Source organism: Anoxybacillus sp. MB8, from assembly GCF_011006755.1.
In the GTDB taxonomy this organism is placed as follows: Bacteria; Bacillota; Bacilli; order Bacillales; family Anoxybacillaceae; genus Anoxybacillus; species Anoxybacillus gonensis.
In genome coordinates, this window is record NZ_RXXX01000013.1 from 26,984 (window position 1) to 50,213 (window position 23,230).

The 23,230-nt window shown below is 41.2% G+C and carries 24 protein-coding genes; 13 read left to right on the forward strand and 11 right to left on the reverse strand.

From position 1 onward, the window contains the following. Positions 1–3: 3 nt before the first annotated feature. Together EKC99_RS06595 and EKC99_RS06600 are read right to left on the reverse strand one after the other, a co-directional pair. The gene (locus tag EKC99_RS06595; protein ID WP_019418580.1) at positions 4–267 is read right to left on the reverse strand and encodes a hypothetical protein; all 264 of its coding nucleotides are present in this window, start codon (positions 265–267) and stop codon (positions 4–6) included. A 13-nt stretch (positions 268–280) separates the two neighbouring features. Then, on the reverse strand, positions 281–751 hold the full coding sequence (locus EKC99_RS06600; RefSeq protein WP_009360825.1) for a low molecular weight protein-tyrosine-phosphatase: 471 nt from the start codon (positions 749–751) through the stop codon (positions 281–283). 70 nt (positions 752–821) lie between these two features. Here EKC99_RS06600 and EKC99_RS06605 point away from each other — a divergent pair, with 70 nt between their 5' ends. Beyond that, positions 822–1,040 carry a DUF1128 domain-containing protein gene (locus EKC99_RS06605; protein ID WP_019418581.1) on the forward strand — a complete coding sequence of 73 codons (219 nt, stop codon included), beginning with the start codon at positions 822–824 and terminating at the stop codon, positions 1,038–1,040. On the opposite strand, the gene EKC99_RS06610 is transcribed toward EKC99_RS06605, so the two are convergent. Next, the gene (locus EKC99_RS06610; RefSeq protein WP_163151133.1) at positions 1,035–2,012 is read right to left on the reverse strand and encodes an HD-GYP domain-containing protein; all 978 of its coding nucleotides are present in this window, start codon (positions 2,010–2,012) and stop codon (positions 1,035–1,037) included. The genes EKC99_RS06605 and EKC99_RS06610 overlap by 6 nt on opposite strands. 183 nt (positions 2,013–2,195) lie before the next feature. On the opposite strand from EKC99_RS06610, the gene EKC99_RS06615 reads away from it, so the two are divergent. The 7 genes from EKC99_RS06615 to EKC99_RS06645 are packed head-to-tail and all read left to right on the forward strand — an operon-like array spanning position 2,196 to position 7,669. Next, complete coding sequence (locus tag EKC99_RS06615; protein ID WP_163151135.1) at positions 2,196–2,903, forward strand: phosphoadenylyl-sulfate reductase; 708 nt, start codon at positions 2,196–2,198, stop codon at positions 2,901–2,903. A 13-nt stretch (positions 2,904–2,916) separates the two neighbouring features. Further along, positions 2,917–3,963: a sulfate permease gene (locus EKC99_RS06620; protein ID WP_163151137.1), complete on the forward strand. Its 1,047-nt coding sequence runs from the start codon at positions 2,917–2,919 to the stop codon at positions 3,961–3,963. 44 nt (positions 3,964–4,007) lie between these two features. Beyond that, entirely contained in the window at positions 4,008–5,087 is a 1,080-nt protein-coding gene (gene sat / locus EKC99_RS06625; protein ID WP_163151139.1) for a sulfate adenylyltransferase, read from the forward strand. Continuing rightward, positions 5,084–5,671: an adenylyl-sulfate kinase gene (gene cysC, locus EKC99_RS06630; protein WP_009360819.1), complete on the forward strand. Its 588-nt coding sequence runs from the start codon at positions 5,084–5,086 to the stop codon at positions 5,669–5,671. The genes sat and cysC overlap by 4 nt, the downstream gene beginning before the upstream one ends. A 9-nt stretch (positions 5,672–5,680) precedes the next feature. After that, entirely contained in the window at positions 5,681–6,454 is a 774-nt protein-coding gene (gene cobA / locus EKC99_RS06635) for a uroporphyrinogen-III C-methyltransferase (protein WP_163151141.1), read from the forward strand. Positions 6,455–6,458: 4 nt separating this feature from the next. Further along, a complete protein-coding gene (locus EKC99_RS06640) occupies positions 6,459–7,166 on the forward strand; it encodes a sirohydrochlorin chelatase (protein WP_163151143.1) in 708 nt (235 codons plus the stop codon). Positions 7,167–7,171: 5 nt separating this feature from the next. Beyond that, positions 7,172–7,669 (forward strand): NAD(P)-dependent oxidoreductase, encoded by a 498-nt coding sequence (locus EKC99_RS06645; protein ID WP_163151145.1) that lies wholly within the window; start codon positions 7,172–7,174, stop codon positions 7,667–7,669. A gap of 25 nt (positions 7,670–7,694) precedes the next feature. Here the strand turns inward: EKC99_RS06645 and EKC99_RS06650 are convergent, their stop codons facing one another. Continuing rightward, positions 7,695–8,435, reverse strand: coding sequence for a DUF4397 domain-containing protein (locus EKC99_RS06650; RefSeq protein WP_163151147.1), 741 nt, complete (start codon positions 8,433–8,435; stop codon positions 7,695–7,697). A 103-nt stretch (positions 8,436–8,538) separates the two neighbouring features. Here EKC99_RS06650 and EKC99_RS06655 point away from each other — a divergent pair, with 103 nt between their 5' ends. Beyond that, the gene (locus EKC99_RS06655) at positions 8,539–8,817 is read left to right on the forward strand and encodes an acylphosphatase (protein WP_009360814.1); all 279 of its coding nucleotides are present in this window, start codon (positions 8,539–8,541) and stop codon (positions 8,815–8,817) included. 16 nt (positions 8,818–8,833) lie between these two features. Here the strand turns inward: EKC99_RS06655 and EKC99_RS06660 are convergent, their stop codons facing one another. The 4 genes from EKC99_RS06660 to EKC99_RS06675 form a co-directional block, all read right to left on the reverse strand. Beyond that, the gene (locus EKC99_RS06660; protein ID WP_019418590.1) at positions 8,834–8,980 is read right to left on the reverse strand and encodes a FeoB-associated Cys-rich membrane protein; all 147 of its coding nucleotides are present in this window, start codon (positions 8,978–8,980) and stop codon (positions 8,834–8,836) included. A gap of 14 nt (positions 8,981–8,994) precedes the next feature. Then, entirely contained in the window at positions 8,995–10,998 is a 2,004-nt protein-coding gene (gene feoB / locus EKC99_RS06665; protein ID WP_163151149.1) for a ferrous iron transport protein B, read from the reverse strand. Continuing rightward, positions 10,995–11,225 carry a FeoA family protein gene (locus EKC99_RS06670; RefSeq protein ID WP_009360812.1) on the reverse strand — a complete coding sequence of 77 codons (231 nt, stop codon included), beginning with the start codon at positions 11,223–11,225 and terminating at the stop codon, positions 10,995–10,997. Before EKC99_RS06670 ends, feoB begins: the two co-directional genes overlap by 4 nt. A gap of 98 nt (positions 11,226–11,323) precedes the next feature. Further along, positions 11,324–12,040, reverse strand: coding sequence for an arginase family protein (locus EKC99_RS06675; protein WP_163151150.1), 717 nt, complete (start codon positions 12,038–12,040; stop codon positions 11,324–11,326). A gap of 177 nt (positions 12,041–12,217) precedes the next feature. Here EKC99_RS06675 and cdr point away from each other — a divergent pair, with 177 nt between their 5' ends. Next, complete coding sequence (cdr, locus tag EKC99_RS06680; protein WP_163151152.1) at positions 12,218–14,656, forward strand: CoA-disulfide reductase; 2,439 nt, start codon at positions 12,218–12,220, stop codon at positions 14,654–14,656. Between the two features lie 127 nt (positions 14,657–14,783). On the opposite strand, the gene EKC99_RS06685 is transcribed toward cdr, so the two are convergent. Next, positions 14,784–15,473 carry a TerC family protein gene (locus tag EKC99_RS06685; protein WP_163151154.1) on the reverse strand — a complete coding sequence of 230 codons (690 nt, stop codon included), beginning with the start codon at positions 15,471–15,473 and terminating at the stop codon, positions 14,784–14,786. A gap of 225 nt (positions 15,474–15,698) precedes the next feature. Between EKC99_RS06685 and EKC99_RS06690 the strand changes: the two genes are divergently transcribed. From EKC99_RS06690 to EKC99_RS06700, 3 genes are all read left to right on the forward strand, one after another. Further along, a complete protein-coding gene (locus tag EKC99_RS06690) occupies positions 15,699–16,148 on the forward strand; it encodes a C40 family peptidase (protein WP_163151156.1) in 450 nt (149 codons plus the stop codon). Positions 16,149–16,346: 198 nt separating this feature from the next. Then, the gene (locus EKC99_RS06695) at positions 16,347–18,443 is read left to right on the forward strand and encodes a putative bifunctional diguanylate cyclase/phosphodiesterase (protein WP_240468823.1); all 2,097 of its coding nucleotides are present in this window, start codon (positions 16,347–16,349) and stop codon (positions 18,441–18,443) included. Between the two features lie 17 nt (positions 18,444–18,460). Beyond that, a complete protein-coding gene (locus EKC99_RS06700) occupies positions 18,461–20,359 on the forward strand; it encodes a protoglobin domain-containing protein (protein ID WP_163151160.1) in 1,899 nt (632 codons plus the stop codon). A gap of 46 nt (positions 20,360–20,405) precedes the next feature. On the opposite strand, the gene EKC99_RS06705 is transcribed toward EKC99_RS06700, so the two are convergent. Both EKC99_RS06705 and EKC99_RS06710 read right to left on the reverse strand, forming a co-directional pair. Then, the gene (locus EKC99_RS06705; RefSeq protein WP_163151162.1) at positions 20,406–21,887 is read right to left on the reverse strand and encodes a methyl-accepting chemotaxis protein; all 1,482 of its coding nucleotides are present in this window, start codon (positions 21,885–21,887) and stop codon (positions 20,406–20,408) included. Positions 21,888–22,007: 120 nt separating this feature from the next. Then, positions 22,008–23,075 (reverse strand): nitric oxide synthase oxygenase, encoded by a 1,068-nt coding sequence (locus EKC99_RS06710; RefSeq protein ID WP_240468820.1) that lies wholly within the window; start codon positions 23,073–23,075, stop codon positions 22,008–22,010. Positions 23,076–23,230 lie beyond the last annotated feature (155 nt).

Genomic DNA, 23,230 nt, shown 5'->3' on the forward strand with positions numbered 1-23,230 from the left:
TCCTTATGTCGAGCGTTTGCGAATCAGTTCCCCAATCCACTCCATCACTTGCGGCGTTGTTTCTTTTACTTCACTTAGTTTATTCACAATAAACTGCAAATCATTCACCATTTCATCGACATGTTGTCTCGTTTGCTGTACGGTCTCTTTTATTCTTTCCACATCATCCATCCATTCACGACACGCTTCTTTTACCACTTGACGCGCTTTTTTATTCGTCAACAACAGAGCAATCCCAGCGAATGCCAACCATTTCCCCTTTCCCATCGCCTGTTCCTCCTTACAATGAATGATCTCGTTTCACGCGCTCTAATATATGTTTACACCCTTCTTCGACTAATTCGTACACTTCTTCAAAATTTCCTGTAAAGTACGGATCTGGAACATCGTCTACGCGACGGTTTGGCACAAAGTCCATAAAGCGAGCAATCACCGCACGACAATCATCGCCGACAAGACGGCGAAGATGAGCGATATTATCGCTATCCATGCCAATAATATAATCAAATGTATGAAAGTCTTCTTTTGTAACTTGTCGTGCTTTCAATCCTGTAAAATCAATTTGTTTTTCTGTTAAAATGCGCTGTGTGCCATGATGAGGTGGTTTACCGATATGCCAGTTTCCCGTTCCTGCTGAATCAACAGAAATGACGTGATCAAGTCCTTCTTGCTTCACAAGATGTCGAAATACCGCCTCCGCCATCGGAGAACGACAAATGTTTCCTAAACAAACAAATAACACACGAATCACTTTATTTCACCTCTCAAAGTAGAATGAATAGTTAAACAATGATACAATGAACACAATCATATATGAAAGGATGACGATTGTGCGTTTATCAGTTGAACAAATGATTGAGCAAATCAAAGAAAAATTAAAAGTATTAAATTTTGATGCGATTAAACCAGATCATTTCGACGAGCAACTATATGATGAATTAAAAGATATATACGATATGGTGATGAAAAAGCCATCGTTTAGCCCGAGCGAAATGCAAGCGATCGCTGAAGAGCTCGGAAATTTACGCAAAAAATTATAAAATCGCCTGTCCAACGATTAGAAGCGACGGATGATCCGCGAGCGCAATTTCTTCATGTGTATCCGTGTACCGTACGTACGGACGTTGCATATGTTCAACAATTTTTGTAACGATTGCGTTTCTTCCGTCGCTCATTTTGACCATTGTTCCCGGCAAATAGGCAGGAATCGTGCCAACAAAAAGCCGCACAAGCTGCTGGCTATACCGAATACCGCTTCGCGCCATAATAATCTCAAGCGCTTCGTGCGGCGGCACAAATTCAGCGGAAATTAAATTTTCGTATTCATTGGCAATAGCGCAAATTTGGGCGTACAAATGAATATCCGTTTCTTTTAATCCGCGCGGTGTACCTGAGCCGTCTGCATGTTCGTGATGTTGATACGCCATATGTGCACATAATAAACTAAGTTCCCGCTCTTTTCGTAAATATTCAAATCCCTTTACGGTATGATGCGCTTCTCCTTCAATTTCTTTTCCGATGTCATGAAACAACGAACCAAGCGCGACATCGCGCAACTGTAAATCGTTCAAATGTAGCTTCTTCCCTAATTGCAATGACAATAATGCGACATTCACAGCATGAGCGTAAGGCTGTGCTTCCATTTCAAGCGATGTCGCCGGAATGACCGCTAACACTTTTCTTTTTTTCACTTCATCAACGAGCTTTACCGCTAGTTTAAACAACGAACGAAGCGGCAATTGTTCCCGCTTTCGTACTGCATCAAACGATTGTTGAACAACTTCAATCGCATCCATCCATGATGGCATATCGAGCAACTCTTCTAAAGTAATGCCTTCAGACACCGAATCTTCAACAAATACGTAGCGAATATCCATTTGTTTCAAACGTTCTACATATTTAGGATGAATTTTTCTTCCTGCTGCTAACAATACACGACGATGGCGATCATAAATCGGACGTGCCAATTCCATCGTTCGCTCATCGTATTCTTCTAATAAAATGAGCCGCAAACATATTCCACTCCCTTCAACATCTCCCATACAAACAGTATAATCATGTTTTTTTTCGTTTGCCATGACGTTTTTTAAAAAATAAATTCCGATAGAAAAACTAGGATTGACATATGAATGAATTGTGTTAAAATTTAAAACAATCAAACATAAAGGGCGACGAATACGAAAGGGAGATGAGATATGATTACGTATGAAACGTGGGATGACGTTCAAAAACCAACTTTTCCAATCGATAATAACGAAAAAGGAGCATTACATGTGCTTTCATGGGCGTATGCCCATTATGGTGACGATCTTTTGTATGCGTGCAGTTTTGGCATTGAAGGCATCGTGCTCATTGATCTCATTTCTCAAGTGAAGGATGATGCTCACATTGTGTTTCTCGATACACATTTACATTTTCCTGAAACATACGAAACGATCGAACGAGTCAAACGAGCATACCCGCGCTTGCGCATTCATTTGCAAACACCGTCTGTATCACTTGCAGAACAAGAGAAACAATTCGGTGCAGAACTTTGGAAAAGAGACCCGAACAAATGCTGTGAACTAAGAAAAATTATTCCGCTACGAGAAGCGATGACAGGAAAAAAAGCGTGGATTTCAGGACTGCGCCGTGAACAATCGCCAACACGACAACATGTTGAATTTATTAATCGCGATAAAAAGTTTCAAAACATTAAAGTTTGTCCGCTCATTTACTGGACGTGGAAAGACGTATGGCGCTATGTGCATCGCCACAATCTCTCTTACAATCCGCTTCATGACCGCGGATATCCGAGCATCGGTTGTGCACCGTGTACAGCCCCTGCTTATACAGAAGAAGATTTACGTTCTGGTCGATGGGCTGGGCTAGGAAAAACAGAATGCGGCTTGCACGAATCATAAAGGGGGGAGTGATTTGGTCATCGTTGCTTTTATGATTGCTTTTTTCTTTGCGATGAACATTGGGGGAAGCGGAGCCGCTGCGACCATGGGAGCTGCTTACGGTTCTGGCACATTGCCAAATAAACGAATCGCTTTACTCATATGCGCCATCGCCATTTTCCTCGGCAGTTTAAGCGGAGGAGAAGTTGTGAAAACGATCGGCTCTGGCCTCGTTCCTCCATCCATTTTACAAACAGAGCTTGTTGTCATCGTCTTAGCAGCAGCAACGATTTCGTTATTTGCGGCCAACGTGCTCGGTATTCCGCTATCGACAAGCGAAATTACAGTCGGGGCGGTCGTTGGGGCAGGTATTGCGTATCAAAGCGTATATGTGAGCAAGCTCATATGGATTGTATCGTTTTGGCTCATTACACCGCTTGCTGCGTTTTCTTTCGCTTTTTTCATTAGCAAATGGCTAAAAGGAAAAACCGTCAAACAAAACAAATGGATCGGCTTTTTGCTTATTATTGCTGGATTTTTCGAGGCGTTTTCAGCCGGAATGAACAATGTCGCCAACGCGGTCGGTCCTCTCGTTGGAGCAGGTTTACTATCCGTCCAACACGGGATCATTTTCGGCGGGTTATTCGTTGCCCTTGGAGCGCTTTTGCTCGGTAGCCGCGTATTAGAAACGAACGGAAAAAAAATTACGACGTTCTCTCAGCTCGAAGGATGCGTTATTTCAGGAATCGGAGCAACGCTCGTCATCGTTTCATCTCTTTTTGGTCTTCCCGTTCCACTGACACAAATTACGACATCAGCCATTATCGGTATCGGCACAACGAAAAGCGGCTTTTCCATTTGGCAAAAGCAAATTGTCATTCAAGTGCTAAAAGTGTGGGTTGTCTCGCCTATTTTTGCATTAGCTGTTTCATATAGTTTAATTAAATTATTGCTTCATAGCGACGTCTATACAGCTATTGCGATTGTGAGCGTTTGTTTCGCCACACTTGGAACGATTAGCTTAAAAAAAACGATCACAGAGGAACGTCGCTCATTTCACGAACATGGTGGCGGCATTTAAACCTAGTTATTTTATAAGAATAATAAGTTTAGGAGGTATTGAACATGAAACAAATCGTATTAAGTAAAGCAGAGTTAAGTGACCTTGAATTACTGGCCATCGGCGGATATGAACCGCTCACTGGCTTTTTAGGAAAAGATGATTATGAGTCGGTTGTCGAAACGATGCGGCTTACAAATGGAGCGGTATGGAGCATCCCCATTACGCTTGCAGTAACAGAACAACAAGCGAAACAACTATCGCTCGGAGAAGAAGTCGAACTCGTGTATGACCGAACGGTGTACGGCACCATGGAAGTGCAACATATATATCGCCCAGACAAGCGAAAAGAAGCGCGTCTTGTATACCAAACAGAAGACGTGGCACACCCTGGCGTAAAAAAATTATTTGAAAAACCGGATATATATATCGGTGGACCTGTGAAGCTTGTGCGTCAAACAGATAAAGGAATTTTTTCGCCATTCTTTTTTACACCAAAAGAAACAAAGCAACGGTTTGCGGAACTTGGCTGGAAAACAGTCGTCGGGTTTCAAACGCGCAATCCCGTTCACCGCGCCCACGAATACATTCAAAAGTGTGCACTTGAAATCGTCGACGGTCTTTATTTAAATCCGCTCGTTGGCGAAACGAAAGAAGATGACATTCCTGCAGACATTCGTTTAAAAAGCTATCAAGTATTACTTGAACATTATTATCCAAAAGATCGCGTCTTTCTCGGTGTATTTACAGCTGCAATGCGCTATGCAGGTCCACGTGAAGCCATTTTTCATGCACTCGTACGTAAAAATTTTGGTTGCACCCACTTTATCGTCGGCCGTGACCATGCGGGAGTTGGCAATTATTATGGCACGTATGATGCTCAAAAAATTTTCTTGCAGTTTACAAACGAAGAGCTAGGCATTACCCCTCTCTTTTTCGAACATAGCTTTTACTGCACAAAATGTGAAGCGATGGCGTCAACGAAAACGTGCCCGCACGATGCAACCGCTCATGTCGTTCTGTCTGGAACAAAAGTACGGGAAATGTTGCGCGCTGGTGAAATGCCACCAAGCACATTCAGTCGCCCAGAAGTTGTGCGCGTGCTGATGGATGGTTTACAAACAGTCGGAGGTGGCCGTTCATGAATATCGTTTGGCATCAAGAAAGTGTAACAAAAGAAGATCGACGAAAAAAAAATAAACACCATAGCTTCGTTCTTTGGTTTACAGGGTTGTCAGGGTCTGGGAAGTCCACATTAGCTAACGCGGTCGCGAAAACATTATTTGAACAAAACATTCAATGTTACGTGCTTGATGGCGATAACGTGCGTCACGGCTTAAATAGCGATTTAGGTTTTTCTGCCGAAGATCGTACAGAAAACATTCGCCGCATTGGTGAAGTAGCAAAATTGTTCGTAGACAGTGGACAAATCGTGCTGACTGCCTTTATTTCTCCGTTTCGTCAAGACCGTCAACTCGTTCGCAGCAAGCTCGAGCAAGATGAATTTATCGAAATTTATGTTCATTGTCCGCTTGAAACATGTGAGCAACGCGATCCAAAAGGACTGTATAAAAAAGCACGAAATGGAGAAATTCGCGACTTTACCGGCATTGATTCACCATATGAGCCACCGCTTTCGCCAGAACTTGTCGTCGATACGGATCAATATTCAATTGAACAATGCGTTCAACAAATCATTTCCTATCTAAAAAATAAACAGTGGATTTAGGAGGAGACAATGGGGAAAGTATATTTAGTCGGCGCTGGTCCTGGGGATCCTGAGCTCATTACAGTAAAAGGATTAAAATGTATTCAACAAGCAGATGTGATTTTATACGACCGCCTCATTAACGAACAGCTACTGTCGTACGCCAAGCGCGATGCTGATTTGATTTATTGCGGAAAGTTACCAAATTACCATACAATGAAACAAGAGACAATTAATCATTTTTTAGTGAAGCATGCGAAAAAAGGGAAATTTGTCACGAGATTGAAAGGCGGCGATCCTTTTCTATTCGGACGTGGTGGTGAAGAAGCGCAAGCACTTATGAAACATCGCATTCCGTTTGAAATCGTTCCCGGAGTGACATCTGGCATTGCCGTTCCAGCATATGCAGGCATTCCTGTCACTCATCGCAATTTTAGCGGAAGCGTTGCATTTGTCACAGGTCATCGCCGACTCGATGCAACGGATGCGGTACAATGGGAACATTTAGCAAAAGGAGTTGATACGCTCGTCATTTATATGGGCGTGAAACATCTCCCTTTCATTTGTAAACAATTACAGTTGTACGGCAGACATCCACAAACTCCTGTTGCCGTCATCCAATGGGGAACGCTTCCCGAACAAAAAACGATCGTAGCGACGTTACATACGATTGTAGAAGCGGTAAAAAAACAATCCATCTCGAACCCGAGCATTATTATTGTCGGGGAAGTCGTTCGCCTACATGAACAACTGCAATGGTTTGAAACAATGTTAGAAGAAAAAATTGCACATGGAATGAGGTAGACGTATGCAAGCTGTTTTATATATTTGTCACGGAAGTCGTTCCATAGAAGGACAAAAAGAGGCGGTCGCTTTCGTCGAACGCCTCTCTTCTTCCATTTCAATCCCCATTCAACATATATGCTTTTTAGAATTATGTGAACCGAATATTGTCACAGGGGTGGAACGTTGCGTTCATGATGGAGCAACTGCCATTTTAGCCATTCCGCTTTTACTATTGTCGGCTAACCACGCAAAACGCGACATTCCATATGAATTAGAACAAGCAAAAAAGATGTTTCCCGCTGTCACGATGACGTATGGAAAACCGTTCGGCGTACAACGTCGTATCGTTTCCGCCATATCGAATACACTCGAACCTGCTGATGCGATCGTGCTCGTTGGCCGTGGAAGCAGCGATATAGACGCGCAAGCTGATTTCAAACAAATTGCTCATCTATTGCAACGAGAAACAAACATCCCCGTCTATCCGTGTTATTTAGCAGCTGCTTCTCCTTCTTTTTCTGACGTTGTCACTTCGCTTGCCAAAACAGCGAAGCACAGACGAGTGGCCGTTGTGCCATACATTTTATTTTTCGGACAGCTGCTTGACTATATTCATGAAACGCTTCAAGCACAACAAACGAGCGACGTATCGTTTACATTATATCCTCCGATTCGGACGTATGACGTATTAGATCGTCTCGTTGAACAACAAGTCAAAGAATGGAGGTAGGGCATATGTTTCCTCTTTTCATACGAATGGTAGGAAAAAAAGTGGTCATTGCCGGTGGCGGACAAATTGCGTATCGCCGCCTCCTCCCTCTTCTTGATGAAGGGGCTTGCATTACCGTCATTAGCCCAAAAGCGATCGACGCCATTGTTCATTTAGCCGAACAAAAGCGAATTACGTGGCATGCACGTTCAATTGAACCGAGCGACTATGCCGATGCTTTTTTCATTATTGCCGCAACGAATGATCCAAACATCAATGAACAAATCGCTACCTATGCATCCCCAAATCAACTTGTCAACGTAGCGAGCAACCATCTTTTCGGCAACGTTCATGTACCTGCCTTTTTTTCACGTGGAAAATTACAAATTGCTATTACAACAGGGGGAGCAAGCCCTACACTTGCAAAACAAATCAAAAAACAACTTGAACAACAATTCGATGAATCGATCGCTCAACATCTCGAAACATTATACGAACAACGCCAAAAGCGAAAAGAGCCTTGATCATTTCGATCAACGCTCTCTCTGTTTATGACTCTAATACTAACACCTGTAATGAAGGAGTGCGGGATACGTAACCGACGGCAACGACCGTATAAGACTTATTCGGTTGGAAGCGCACATTGGGAATCGATAAAACGACTTGATTTGTCCCTGCCACCCGCACATCGACATGCAATTTTTCGTTGACTGGCGCCTCAATATAATTCGTCACCTTTCCAAACGAAGCATTTTGGAACAACACATCCCCACCACGTAGCGCAATATCTACCGCTGGCGCATCGGGCGAGAAATGAGCAAAACGCACTTTCGCCTTTCCATACGGTGCATATGGTTCATCGAGAATAGAAAGAAGTTGCAAGCGATGTACGTCACCAATGACCGCAAGCGTATACGCCATTTTTGGCAAGACTTGAATGGTTTGACTTAGAACTGGAGACGTCGTATGTCCTGCTGGATACACGTCGATGCGATGCTCTCCTTTTGTCACTTTCATATATTGACTTAGTTGTTTATATTTCATATTGCGCAATATTTTTTGTCCATTCACGTATACGTCAACTGCAGGGGCATTCGGTGAAGCGTGAAACAGACGAATGCGTCCATCATCATCCACTCGCTCTTCCTCGCGTGACTTCGCAAGTTTTTCTACATACTCCATATGTTTTCGCATATACTTTTCATATTGATCATGATCTCTATATTGATAGTAGCGCGCTAATAAGTCGTACATCACTGCTTTTTGAATGTAACGATCTGTCTCGTTCACAACAGTTCCTCCTCATTCATCTTTTTACGTATTCAACGTATGCAATACAAGGTAGACTGTTGTATGATTTTTATAGAAAATTTTTAGCGAAGGAGATAAACAGATGATCGTTCGTTATTCCGTTGTTGCGCACGGTCGCGTACAAGGTGTAGGTTTTCGTTACTTTGCCCAATATGAAGCAAGAAGGCGGGGTTTAACCGGTTGGGTAAAAAACTGTGAAGCCGACCATATGATCGAAATGGAAGTTCAAGGCGAGACAGAGCGAGTAGAAGCATTTGTTGATGAAATAAAAAAAGGACCACCGTTTGCACGTGTCGAACGAGTAGAACAATACGCCATTCCTACCGTCCCTCACGAAACGACCTTTCGCATCATCTATTGAAAAAAGCTGACCGAAGTCAGCTTTTTTCATGACAATTTGTGCCGCATGATCCTTTGACTGAGCAAGCAGCGCATGTGCCACGTTTACTTTTTTGAATAAAGCGGAAAATTGTCCATCCTGCATATCCGAAAATGACCGATCCGATGACAACATTTGCGATCATGTATATCCCTTCCTTTAGAAGCCGAATAAGCTTCCGACTTGGTAAATGACAAACGAAACGATATAGGCTAAAACTAGCGCATAACCAATCGAAAACATCGTCCATTTTCGCGAACGTGTTTCTTTATAAATCGTCGCAACAGTTGCTAAACATGGAACATATAATAAAACAAATACCATAAAACTAAATGCAGATAGAGCAGTAAAGTGCGATGCCATGAGTCCTTGAAGCGATTCGACATCCGGCACGTGATAAATAATGTTCATCGTCGACACAACGACTTCTTTTGCTAAAAATCCGGTTAATAACGCGGCACCAGCTTGCCACGTACCAAATCCAAGCGGAGCAAGTAACGGCGCAAGCACACCACCAATCATCGCTAAAAAGCTGTCGTCCATATTTACATTTACACCATGTGGACCGACATAAGATAAGAGCCAAATAGCAACGGAACCACCAAAAATGAACGTCCCTGCTTTTCTCACAAATCCTTTTCCTTTATCCCACGTACTGCGCCATAATGCTTGCCACTGGGGCATACGATATGGTGGCAATTCAACGACGAATACGGATGCTTCTTCTTTTAAGATCGTTAATGAAAATAGCTTAGCGAGTATAAGAGCAAGTGAGACGCCAAGAACGTATAACGAAAGAACGACAATCGCTTGATGTGCAGCAAAAAACGCACCGACAAATAAAGCATATACAGGCAAACGTGCCGAACAAGACATCAGTGGTGTTAACAACATCGTCACAAGCCGTTCGCGCGGTTGTTCAATCGTCCGTGCTGCCATGACGCCAGGAACATTACAACCGAATCCAATAATAAGCGGAATAAATGCTTTTCCGTTTAATCCGACCGCTTCCATTAATCGATCCATGACAAGCGCTACACGCGCCATATATCCCGAATCTTCTAAAAACGAAATAAAGAAAAACAAAATGAAAATTTGTGGCACGAATACAAGCACGCCGCCTACTCCTGCGATAATGCCATCGACGATAAGCGAACGAATAAATTCAGAAGCCCCGATGGCTTCCAACATCGCTGTGACCACATTCGTCAACGGGCCAGCGAAAAATGCGTCAAGCAAATCGGAAAGCGGTGCTCCGAGCCAGTCGAATGTAAGTTGAAATAAAATATACATCGCCAATAAAAAAAGCGGAATACCGACATATTTATTTGTTACAACAGCATCAATTCGATCCGTTAGCGTCACCCGTCCGATTTCTTTGCGCTGTACAGATTGTTCAATGATTTCTTTTACAAATGAACGGCGCCGTTCATAAATGAGCTGTGCAGGTGGCATTTGCTCTGTTTGTTGCACTTCTTTTTCTGCTTGTTCATACAATGAGCGCCATGTTGCTTCTGGCAATTTTTTTGCTACATAATCACGAACATAGCTATTCCCTTCATAAAACTGAATAGCTAACCAACGGACAGGGAATTTCTCCTCCGTTCCCCATGCGGCACGAAAGCGCTCAATTGCTCGTTCCATCGTTCTACCATAAAAAAGAGTAAGAGGCTCTGTTTGCTCTGTTGCTTTTTCAAGCAACAAATGCTCTACTTGATCACATCCCTTCCCTGTGCGAGCAATGACAGGGACAACTGGCACGCGCAACGCTGCTGCCAATTTTTCTTGATTAATGAATATCCCGCGTCTTTCTGCGACATCGACCATATTTAAAGCAATCGCTAGTGGTTTACCGAATTCTAGTAGTTGAACAGTTAACAATAAATTCCGTTCTAGTTGTGAGGCATCGACGATATTTAAAATTTCATCGAACGACTCCGTCAATAAAAATTGCGTCACCACTCGTTCATCACGGGAAAGTGGATGAAGTGAATATACGCCAGGCAAATCAATCATTTTTGCTTGTTTATTTCGCAAAACACCCACTTTTTTTTCAACGGTCACGCCGCTCCAGTTTCCAACATATTCGTACGTGCCGGTTAACTGATTAAACAACGATGTTTTTCCTGTATTTGGATTACCCACAAGCGCAATATGCATCATAACGGCTTCACCTGAATGTTCATTGCTTCATTGCGACGAATGCCGACGCATTGTCCGCAATTTTCAATCATAAATGGACCACCAAGTGGCATCGTACATTTTAAACAAATTTCCGCCCCTTCCGTAACCCCCATGTCTAGCAATCTTCTTTTTACTAAATCGCTTACTCGCGATAAATCAACAATTTTTGCACGTTCCCCAACTCGTAATTGCGTCATCGCAACCATACATAATCCCCCAATTAATAATGATAACCTTTTTCAATATCCATTATAGTACGCAAGGCGGAAAACATCTATCCTTTTTTTATTGTGTTCACAAAATGTTACGACGCAGATGATATCGGCATATGTTTGAAACATGCGCGTATAATCGCTTCATTTGCTTGCTCATTTTTTACACAAAATGTTCGATCCTCACCGCATACATCAACACCGAGCACATGCTTGTACCGGAAAAGATAGTCGATGTAAGTCAAAAGCATCTGTAACGACATCGTCCCTTGGTCCCAGTTTGTTTGTGCATCTTGTGGGCGAAGCACATCTTTATCTATGCTAATGTACACATGTTTTGTCGGAATGGCGCGCACAATCGTCATTGGCGCATACATCACATCATTTTTTGGAAAAGTCGTGACATGTGAAGATACGTACGAAGTTGCTGAACCGATCATGACAACGTGTTTTAATGTCGGAACATGTTTTTGAGCATATGATACCCATGAGCCACATGACAGAAGCGGAAACAGCGTTTGTTCATTCATGTCTGTATGATGATCAAACAATACGAGTGTAAACGGCTCGTGAAACTGCTTAAGCAATACGTATGAAACATAATGATAGTTGCCGCTTCCGATCAACGTCATCCCTCTCGTATGGCGACGTGCAATTCTTTTTTCAATTTCTTTTATTGCATCATCATCACAATATAAATTTGTTCCTTCGATGTCATACATATCGATCCATTCATGAGGAAAACGGAGAAGATTTCGTTGCCACGTATACGTGTTGTCGAAGTTTAAAAACGTTACACTTGGATGCATACTTTCCCCACCCTTGTGCAAGTTTTTCTTCAACCAAATTATACAAATATCTCTATCACCAATACAACAATGTTCTTTGGTGAAAACATTCACATATTCGTCACAAACAAATACTAATACCCCTTCATCTATAATTTTTATTGTGATACAATTCACAATGTAAGGAGGTTGATCAATATGAGCAAAAAAATTGTCATTGTTGGTGGTGTAGCTGGTGGCGCAACAACAGCGGCTCGTCTACGCCGCTTAGATGAACAAGCAGAAATCGTGATGTTTGAACGTGGAGAATATATTTCGTTTGCAAACTGTGGTCTTCCATATTATATCGGCGGTGCTATCGCAGAGCGTGATGCTTTGCTCGTTCAAACGGTTGAAGGCATGGCGGAAAAATTTCATCTCGACATCCGCATTCAAAGTGAAGTGATTGCGATCAACCGCGAACGTAAAACGGTAACTGTGAAACATTTACCAACAGGTGAAACGTACGAAGAAAGTTATGACTATCTCGTTTTATCACCTGGAGCAAGCCCGATCAAACCAAACATTCCAGGCATAGAAGAAGCAAGCGACTTATTTACATTGCGCAACATTCCAGATACAGATCGAATCAAATCATATGTAGATGAAAAGAAACCGAAAAAAGCTGTCGTCATCGGTGGCGGTTTTATCGGTATAGAAATGGCGGAAAACTTATGGGAGCGCGGCATAGACGTGACGCTCGTTGAAATGGCAAAACAAATTATGGCACCCGTTGACTATGAAATGGCGGCGATTCTTCACCAACATATAAGAGATAAAGGCGTTCGTCTCATTTTAGAAGATGGCGTTGCATCATTTGAGCAAAAAGGAAAAATCGTTCGCTTACAAAGTGGAACAACGATCGAAACGGACATGATCGTCTTAGCCATTGGCGTAAAACCAGAAAATGAATTAGCCAAACAAGCAGGACTAACTATTGGCGAACGGGGTGGCATTCAAGTCAATGAATATTTACAAACGTCTGATCCATCCATCTATGCGATTGGTGATGCAATTGAGGTGATTGACTATATTAACGGCAAGCCGACTCACATTCCGCTCGCATGGCCAGCAAACCGCCAAGGTCGAATCGTTGCCGACCATATTTATGGCCGGAACGTACGTTACAACGGAACGCTTGGCACAGCGATTGCAAAAGTATTTGATATGACGGTTGCCGCAACAGGAAACAACGAAAAAACGCTACAACGTCTCGGCATCGCATATGAAGTGTTACACATCCATCCAAATTCACATGCAAGCTATTATCCAGGTGCGTTTCCAATCGCCCTAAAATTATTGTTCGATCGCAAAACCGGTCGCATATTCGGTGCTCAAGCGGTCGGTTACGATGGGGTGGATAAACGAATTGATGTCATTGCAACAGCAATCAAAGGTGGAATGACAGTATTCGATTTACCAGATTTAGAATTAGCTTACGCACCACCATATTCATCGGCTAAAGACCCAGTCAATATGGCAGGGTACGTTGCATCAAATATGATTGAAAACATGGTCGAAACAATTCAATGGCATGAAGTCAATCAATTAGTGAAAAACGGAGCATGCCTCGTGGACGTTCGTGAAGAAATGGAACGCGACATGGGATTTATTCCAGGCTCAATCAACATTCCGCTCGGGCAATTACGCAAACGACTTCACGAGCTACCAAAAGATGAAACGATCTACGTTTATTGCCAAGTAGGATTACGCGGTTATTTAGCAGCACGCATATTAACTCAACATGGCTTCCGTGCGAAAAACTTAGATGGCGGATATAAAACATATGCCGCTGTTTACAACGAATATGAAGCACAGCAAACAGAGAAAGAAGAAAAACAAGTGGAGCGTGTCGATGTCATGAATGTTCAAGCGACAACAACATTAGATGCATGCGGACTTCAATGCCCTGGCCCAATTATGAAAGTATATCAAACAATGGAACAGCTAAAAGATGGCGACGTATTAGAAGTAAAAGCAACGGACCCAGGATTTGCTCGCGACATTCAATCATGGTGTAAAAAAACAGGGAACACGTTACTAAAAACTACGTTCGAAAATAAAATGTTTATCGCCTATATTCAAAAAGGAACGACAGCACCGACTCCATCTATAAAAGAAACGAAAAAAGACGGGGCAACGATCGTTGTGTTTAGCGGAGATTTAGATAAAGCGATTGCATCGTTTATTATCGCATCTGGTGCGGCGGCAATGGGCAAAAAAGTAACGATGTTCTTTACATTCTGGGGACTAAATATTTTACGGAAAAAAGACGCTCCTCCGGTACAAAAAGATATGCTTGAGAAAATGTTCGGCATGATGATGCCAAAAGGTGTTCATGACCTCCCATTATCAAAAATGAACATGGCAGGCATGGGACCAAAAATGATTCAATACGTCATGGAAAAGAAACATGTAGACGACATTGAAACATTAATGAAAAATGCCATGGCCGCAGGTGTCAAACTTGTCGCTTGCTCGATGTCAATGGACATTATGGGCATTAAAAAAGAGGAATTAATTGATGGAATCGAAGTGGGCGGTGTCGCAACATATTTAGGTGATGCAGAAGAAGCAGGCTTAAACTTATTTATTTAAAAAAATCGGGCTATCTCGCAATCGAGATAGCCCTTTCAAGTATATTCACAGGGGGATCGGGGGAATACACTTAGCATTATTCATTATGACCGTTCTTTTTTGTTTTATACATATGTTCATAAAATTTTTATGCGATTTTTCGTTTATCTATTTTTTTATTTTTTACATATCCCGCTAGTAAAATAGAAGCTGTCACCATAATAAGAAATACGAGCGATTGCGAACCGTGCGGAAAAGCAATCCATTTGTTGATTTGTTCATCCTTTAATAACATCTCCCCCGCGGTCCACGCTAAAATACCTGATCCAACATACGGAATCCATTTATATTTCTCCATTGCCAACACAATCGCCTTCGACCCAAAAATCATAATCGGAATACTGATTGCGACACCGAAAGCGATCATACCAATATGCCCCCCTGATGCTCCAGCAATCGCCACAACATTATCTAAGCTCATGACAGCATCGGCTACAATAATCGTCCAAATCGCTTTCCATAAACGGTCAGCCGCTTGCACATTCGCTTCTTCTTCCTCATTCACAAGCACTTTATACGCAATCCAAAGCAACAATAATCCCCCAATAAAATGAACAAACGGAATTTGCAATAAAAAGACGATAATGGCCGCAAACAATATGCGCAAAATGACCGCGCCAGCAGTACCGAATAAAATAGCCCGATTGCGTTGTTTTTCCGGCAATCGCCGTGTAGCCATCGCAATGACAATCGCATTGTCTCCAGATAGAATAATGTCAATCGCAATAATTTTTAACAAAGCGACAATCGCTTCTGAAGAAATCATCCAATCACCCATTTAAGTTCCCCTTCTTCAATATATTTCTCCCCTATCTTATCGCGAAGCTCGTCTACATTCAACTTTTCTATTCCGACATATATGTTAAATTCTCTCTTTATTTTTACAAAAACCGACCGTTGTAATGTATTTGTAACATAATTTAATGGCTATGTAACAATTTTTCGACATCTTTTTTGCTATAATGTATTCGTCGACGGAACAAGTCTTTTGGAGGTTCAAGCAATGAAAAAGTCTCTAGCCACTGCCGCTCTCTTCATGTTACTAAGTTTCGCTTTTTTTGCAAACCCTTTCAAAACAGAAGCTGCGTTTTCAGCAAATACGCTCATTGCTGAAGCGCATAAAGTGATTGGTACACCGTATCGTGCAGGAGGAACGACACCAAAAGGGTTTGATTGCTCTGGTTTTGTTAGCTATACATACAAAAAAGTAGGCGTTTCGCTTCCTCGTTCTTCAGGAGCGATGTATGGAGTCGGAAAGCCTGTTTCCCTCAAACGATTAGCACCGGGGGATTTGCTGTTTTTTAAAACATCGAAACATAAAGGGATCTCTCACGTTGCAATCTATATTGGCAACGGACGTATGGTTCATTCCACATCGTCAAAAGGGGTCAAAATAGACTCTATTCATCAATCTTATTGGAAACAACGTTTTGTTGGAGCAAAACGTTTATAAAGCGAAGGCAAGCACTTCATGCCGAACGTCTTTTCGACGCGAAGTGCTTGCTCTCGACAACAAAGCAGGGGGACTCTCCCTGCTTTTTTCATTATTTTTTCATTTCCTCTCCTATTTTTCCGATATATAATGGATGTAACATGGGGATGATGGAGGGACATAACATCGATGACAAAAAAAGAGAAATGGTCAATACTGGTGATCTCGTTGGCCTTCATTTGTTTCATTGCCATTTTGCTGTTTAGTTCAGCGCTAACAATGACATTTAAACAAAATCACTTTTTATCGCTTCATACATTGCTTGAGTTTTTCAGCATTACAGTTGCGATGGCTATTGCGTTTCAAGGATGGATTTCGTTTCCGCAAGCGTTATCGCGCCGTCGATTGCGCATTGCGACAACTTTTTTAGCCGTCGGCTGCCTCGATTTATTGCATGCGCTTACATATAAAGAAATGCCGGGCATTGTGTTTGCGGATAGTTCCGTTCAACTTGCAACTTCTTTTTGGCTAGCTGCTCGGCTCACACAAGCAGTCTTTTTATTGCTCGCTTTTTTACTTCCTGATGGACCGATTCAACAAAACGAGAAGCTGCTCGGTTTCTTTGTTCCTTTACTATATGTAGGAATTGTGTCAATGAGTATCGTTCATTTTGCAGATTCCTTGCCACCGCTTGTCGTTGAAGGACTAGGAACAACTCCACTAAAAAACGGAGTAGAGTACGTCGTCACAACATTACACATCATCACGATCGTTTTACTCATTCGACACTATAAAGAAAAACGGCTAGCGCCAACGCTTGATGTCATCATCGGTTTCGTCTTTTTATTTTTAAGCGAGCTCATTTTTACGTTATATCGTCACGTTTATGATGTGTTAAATGTATTCGGACACGTATATAAAGTGATCGGCTTTTCTTATTTTTTACGCGGGTTATATTTAGCATCGTTTAAAGAACCGTTTCAAGCAAGAGAACGCGCCGAGCAAGCGCTCGCTAAAAGTAGAGAACAACTGAGAAAACAAGCTTTATTTGATGAGCTAACAAATTTACCAAATCGTCGCTATTTTATTGATACACTTCGTGAACACTTAAAAATAGCGAAAGAAAAAAACGAAACTGTGGCGCTTTTTTTTCTTGATTTAGATAACTTTAAAAACATTAACGACTCACTTGGTCACGCGGCTGGCGATCTTTTGTTGCAATTGGTGGCGAAACGATTAAGCCATTTGCACGATCATTTTGTCGCTCGCCTTGGGGGCGATGAATTTGCGGTCATTGTTGCTGATGTCCCTTCATTTGAACAAGTGGCACAACAAATGATTGATATACTACATGAACCTTTTTTCATTCGTCAAAAAGAATTATTTATTACAACAAGTCTTGGCGTGAGCGTATACCCAACAGATGGGGAAGATGAAATGACTTTGATTCAACATGCGGATATGGCAATGTACGAGGCAAAGAAAAAAGGAAAAAATCAATGGGCGATGTACGATCCAACGTTTGAACAAGAGCGCATCCGCAAATCACTCATTCGCCAACGATTACACGTCGCTTTAGAGCAACGTGCCATTGCTGTATATTATCAACCAATTATCGACATGAAAAAAAATCAACTGGTTGGAATGGAAGCGCTCGCTCGCTGGAACGATGAAGAACTTGGCTTCGTTCCACCAAATGAATTTATTAGCATCGCCGAAGAGGATGGTTTTATTATTCCGCTTGGAGAATATATTTTCCAAACAGCTGTTTTTGATTTAAAACGACTACATGAACAAGGCATGACTCACGTATACGTCAGCATTAACTTATCGCTCCGTCAATTAAAAAATGAACAATTTCTTTCTTTTGTACAACAATTATTAGAGAAAACGAGTTTACAACCAAACCATATTGAATTAGAAATTACAGAAAACATTGCGTTAAGCGATGAAAAGCAAGTCATCGAAACGATTCGTGCACTAAAACAAATGGGAATTCGTATCGCAATTGACGATTTCGGTAGCGGTTATTCATCAATCGGTTATTTGCGCCATATTTCTGTCGATACACTTAAAATTGACAAATCGTTTATTTTCGAAGTCATTACAAACGAACATACTGCAAAATTAACCGAAGCCATTATTGCACTTGCCCATCGCTTGCATTTGCATATTGTCGCTGAAGGAGTAGAAACAGATCAACACGTTTCATTTTTACAATCAACTCATTGCGACAAAGTGCAAGGCTATTTCTTTAGCCCGCCTGTTCCGTTTGAAAAAGTTGTGAAACAAGTTCAAATTGCTCATATACAATAAAGGGGAGAATTCGGGGGATGAAACATATACAAGTAACAGACAAAAAGCGACTCCAACAGCTACGTTATACAGGGGTAACAGAAGAAAAGCTACAATCCATTTACAATCATCGCAATGTATTACAACCGTTAGTCAAAGGGATTGTGGAAGATTTATATAAAGAGATATTATCTATCCCTTCTTTGCGCAAGTTAATTGAAGAACATTCGACATTAAGACGATTGAAAAAAACACAAATCACATATTTGAATGAATGTTTTGCAGGAATCATTGATGATGCGTATATTCAAAAGCGATACAATATCGGGAAAGTGCACTCCGAAATCGGACTGGATTTAAAATGGTATTTAGCTACGTATACAAAATATATCGAAATTATTTATAAACATATCTCTCCCATTTTGTCGGATGAAACGATCAACGTTTTATTAGCGATCCATGCATTATTTTCATTTGACATGCAGCTTACCCTTGAAGCATATGAAATGGCTGAAATCGAAAAAGCGGCTCATCCACTTCGCTATGAGTTGCACAAACTACAGCAAGTGAACGGATTTACAGAACAAGATTTGCAACATCTTGATCAATTTAGCGGCTATATTTCGTTTCGTGTCGATGCAATTATGGACGCTTTTCGTCAATCGTTTTCCCAACGGCTATGGGAAGAGTATTCATACAGCTTTTTTGAACGTGAGAAGTTTTTTCATTATGTTAAAAACTTTTTGTTGCAATTTTTCCAAGAAAAAATTTACTATGACACTGAAGCATACTTTCGCATCATTCGCGACTGGAGTCGATTAATTATCGATCAAAAATATCATGAAAGCTTTTTCCATATTACAACCGAGTCCATTTGTGAAGCGATAAAAAAGGTGTTTTTAACAAAAGAATATTTGCATGACCCACATGTCGTTCAATATATTCACTCGTTCGAGCGATTTACGAAATTTACACTTTCAATTATGCAAGAAATTATTCGACCATACTTATTTTTACGCGATTTCGATTTTCTTGATATTTATGCCTACGAAATTAGCACAATTGATTTTGGTCGTATTACGTGGATTGATGAAAAAACGAAACGATTGTTGCAACACATCGGCATAGAGGGAGAGCATCCGATTGGACGTCGTTGTTACGAGTTATTTCATCAACGTACCGTCCCTTGTTCAGGCTGTCCAGCGCTGGAAGAAAAGTCCGAACCAATGCTTGCCACATTTGAAAACGAAAGTGGGCCCCATTATTATAAGGTTCGGCTTTTGCCACAAAATAAAATTTTTGAGCTATCTCGTGCCCTTCTTGTCATTCAAGATGTCACAAAAGAGGCAAAAGTGATGTTTGATACGCTTGAACGGTTGCTTCAACTAGCTGAATATCGCGATGATGATACGAAAAATCATGTGCATCGCATCGGTATTCTTTCCAGCATGCTTGCTCGTCTTGCTGGATGTGACGAACAATTTGTGGCTGATATTCAAATTGCAGCGAAATTTCATGACATCGGAAAAGTTGGTATCCCTGATTACATCTTAAACAAACCAGGAAAATTGACAAAAGAAGAATGGGAATCGATGAAGACGCACGTGCTCATCGGACATCAAATTTTAGCTAATCTCGATTTACCTGTCATTCAAATGGCCGCAAACATTGCACAAACCCATCATGAATGGTGGAATGGCCAAGGATATCCAAACGGATTAAAAGGAGAAGAAATTCCGCTAGAAGGACGAATTGTCGCCATTGTTGATGTGTTCGATGCCTTGTTGTCTAAACGCATTTACAAGGACGCTTTTCCTCCAGAGAAAGTAAAAGAGATTTTACTTGATGGTCGTGGAAAACAATTCGATCCGAAATTGATTGACTTATTCATTACAATGTGGAACGATTTTCTCGAAACAAGGGAAAAGCTATCATAAATATCATTAAAGAAGCACCCCTAAGTGATCTAGGGGTGCTGTTCTTCTATACCATTTGTTGTTGAATGATTGCGGCACGATGGGCAGTTTCTGTCACATATGCCGCCATTTTTTCATTCGCATCTTTTAAGTGTTCTACTGTTGCACTTACTTCTTCAAGCGCTGCACTCGATTGTTGAATGAAAACAGAAAAATCGCTAATCGAACGATCCATTTTTTCTCCTTGTTTCTCTAACTTCTCGCTAATGATAAAAAAGTGAGAAAGTTGTTCTTGCAAATAAGTTAACGACTGATACAATCGTTCAAAATATACATTCACTTCATCCGTCAATGATTCATTTTTCGTTAATTGTTCACTCGTTTCATCCATCCGCTCTAACAGTTCATTGTTACTTTCGTTTACTTCTGCCAAATTACAAACGATTTGTTGTGTCGTTTCTTCCGTTAATACGGCCAACTTTCGAATTTCTTCTGCAACGACCGCAAATCCTTTCCCATACTCCCCTGCTCGCGCTGCTTCAATTGTTGCATTTAATGCTAATAAATTCGTTTGATTTGTAATTTGTTTAATTTGTTTCGTTAACTCATTTGTATTTGCAATTTTACTCGTTAATGCATTTAATGTCGTTCTCGTCGCATGAATCGTCTCATGGAACTTTGCTGTATGTGTTAGTAAAAGATACATCTTTTGTATACCAGCCTGCGCCATTTCACTTGATTGTGCTGAATGTTCCTTTAATTGTTTAGAAGTTTCGTAAATTCGTTCACTCATCGTTTTCGCTTCTGCTACTTCATCATGAATATCAATGACTTGTTCACTTTGTGCTTGACCTGCCACCGCAGCTTGCCGAATCGCTTCTTTCATTTCTTCTTGCGATTGTACATTTTGAAGTACCTTTTGATGAATATGCTCTACATTTTCAATAATGCACCTTAATTGTTGTTCAAGTTCATACCTTTTTGCGCTTTGCTTTTCTTTTTCATCATGCGTCTGTCCGACATGTTCAACAAGTTGATGAAACTGCTTACGGCTTAAATACAATAAAACAGAAAGTGCGATACCGATCATGACATAAACGATAAAAACAGTATGCCCAGTTTTTTGAAACACGTGTTGAAATGGAGAAGGGGCAAGTGCACTAACAACTAAAATAATCGTTCCGAGCAACATTCCCGTTATAAACAACACGCGATACAAATGTAACACCGACAACACGACTAAACAAAAAGCGAGAGCGATTGTCCCTAAACTTCCCCCTGTCGTAAACAAGCTGCCTAACGTCGCAGAAAATAATATAAAAATAATAAAGTACGGATATATGTGCTCATGCTTTTTTATTTTTTTTAACACGATATAAACGAGCACATTAAGCAGAAGACTTCCTCCATAAATGGCAATCTTCTCTACTTTCTCCCCAATCAAAATAAGTCCAATCAAGCCTGTTAACGCACTAAACGTATAAATGAGAAACAGAAAAAAGTTTTTCTTCCTCATTTCTTCCATTTTGAGTTGCTCAATAAAATCCAATCAAGCCTCCCCCTTTTTCCTTTTTTCTATAACTATATCAAAAAAATAAGAAGATAGTAAATATTATTCTGAAAATTAGGAATATATTCTTACAAAAAACACCGCGTGAATAGCGCGGTGTCATTCATAAGGACGTTGTTGGTAAAAATAATTCGGTTTTACAATTGTATTATCATAATATTGGTGAAAAATGTGCGTCGTCGCTGGGGAAAGCGGAGGAATGAGCCACGTCCAACTGCCCGTTACTTTCCTTCCTGCTTCTTGTTCTTGTTGTTCAAAACGCTTAAACTGCTGAGCGGCTGTATGGTGATCAACAATGCTTACTCCTGCTTTTTTATACGAATATAAAACGGCTATATTTAATTCAACAAGCGCTTGATCTTTCCATAGTGTGCTATTTCTCGATGTATCAAGGCCCATGCATGAAGCAATTTTCGGAAGCATATTATATCGGTAATCATCCGCGAAATTGCGCGCACCAATTTCTGTCCCCATGTACCAACCATTAAACGGGGCGGCCGTATACTGTATCCCACCAATCTCTAAACACATATCTGAAATAATCGGCACAGCGTACCATTTTAACTGTAAATCATGGAACCACGCAAATTTCGGATGTTCAATTGGCACTTCGAGTACAATATCTTTCGGAATCGGAAACAACTTCGGCTCGCGACCATCTACTTGGATGACGAGAGGTAAAATATCAAAATGCGTCCGTTCTCCTCTCCATCCTAACTGCTCGCATGCTTTCGTAAACGAAACGGATGAGGAATCTCCAATGATTCCTTGCTCTGTTTCATAACCGGCATAACGAATTAACTGATGATTCCAAATACGAACACGTTCAGGACGAAAAATAGTAATAGTCGGACGAATTTTTCCCTCGTTTGTCGCAAAAGCAATGTGATGGAATAGCCACTCTGCAATATCTTCTTCTCTCTCTACCGCACGTGCATCAAACACATGAAGCGTTTGCCAAAATAAACGTCCGATACAACGATTGCTGTTGCGCCACGCCATGCGCGCCCCATGTTCAAGCTCTTCATACGTATGTTCATACGTTCCCGTTTGTTCAATTTCTCGCTTCACTTGTTGCAACCGCTCATATATTTCATCATCGTTTTTTCCTAGTTCTGTATAACATAAAGTGATAAATTGTTCTGCCTCTGTCCATAATGCTGTCAACGTTAGCCCCCCCGCCATCTTGTCTGTTTATACAATACACCATCTAGCAACAAAATCACAACAAAGAGTATATTCCACCCCTTGAGCCTATTGTGTATAATAAAATACAGGAAACAGTCTTTATCCGCATTACCACACATCCTAAACACCTCTTC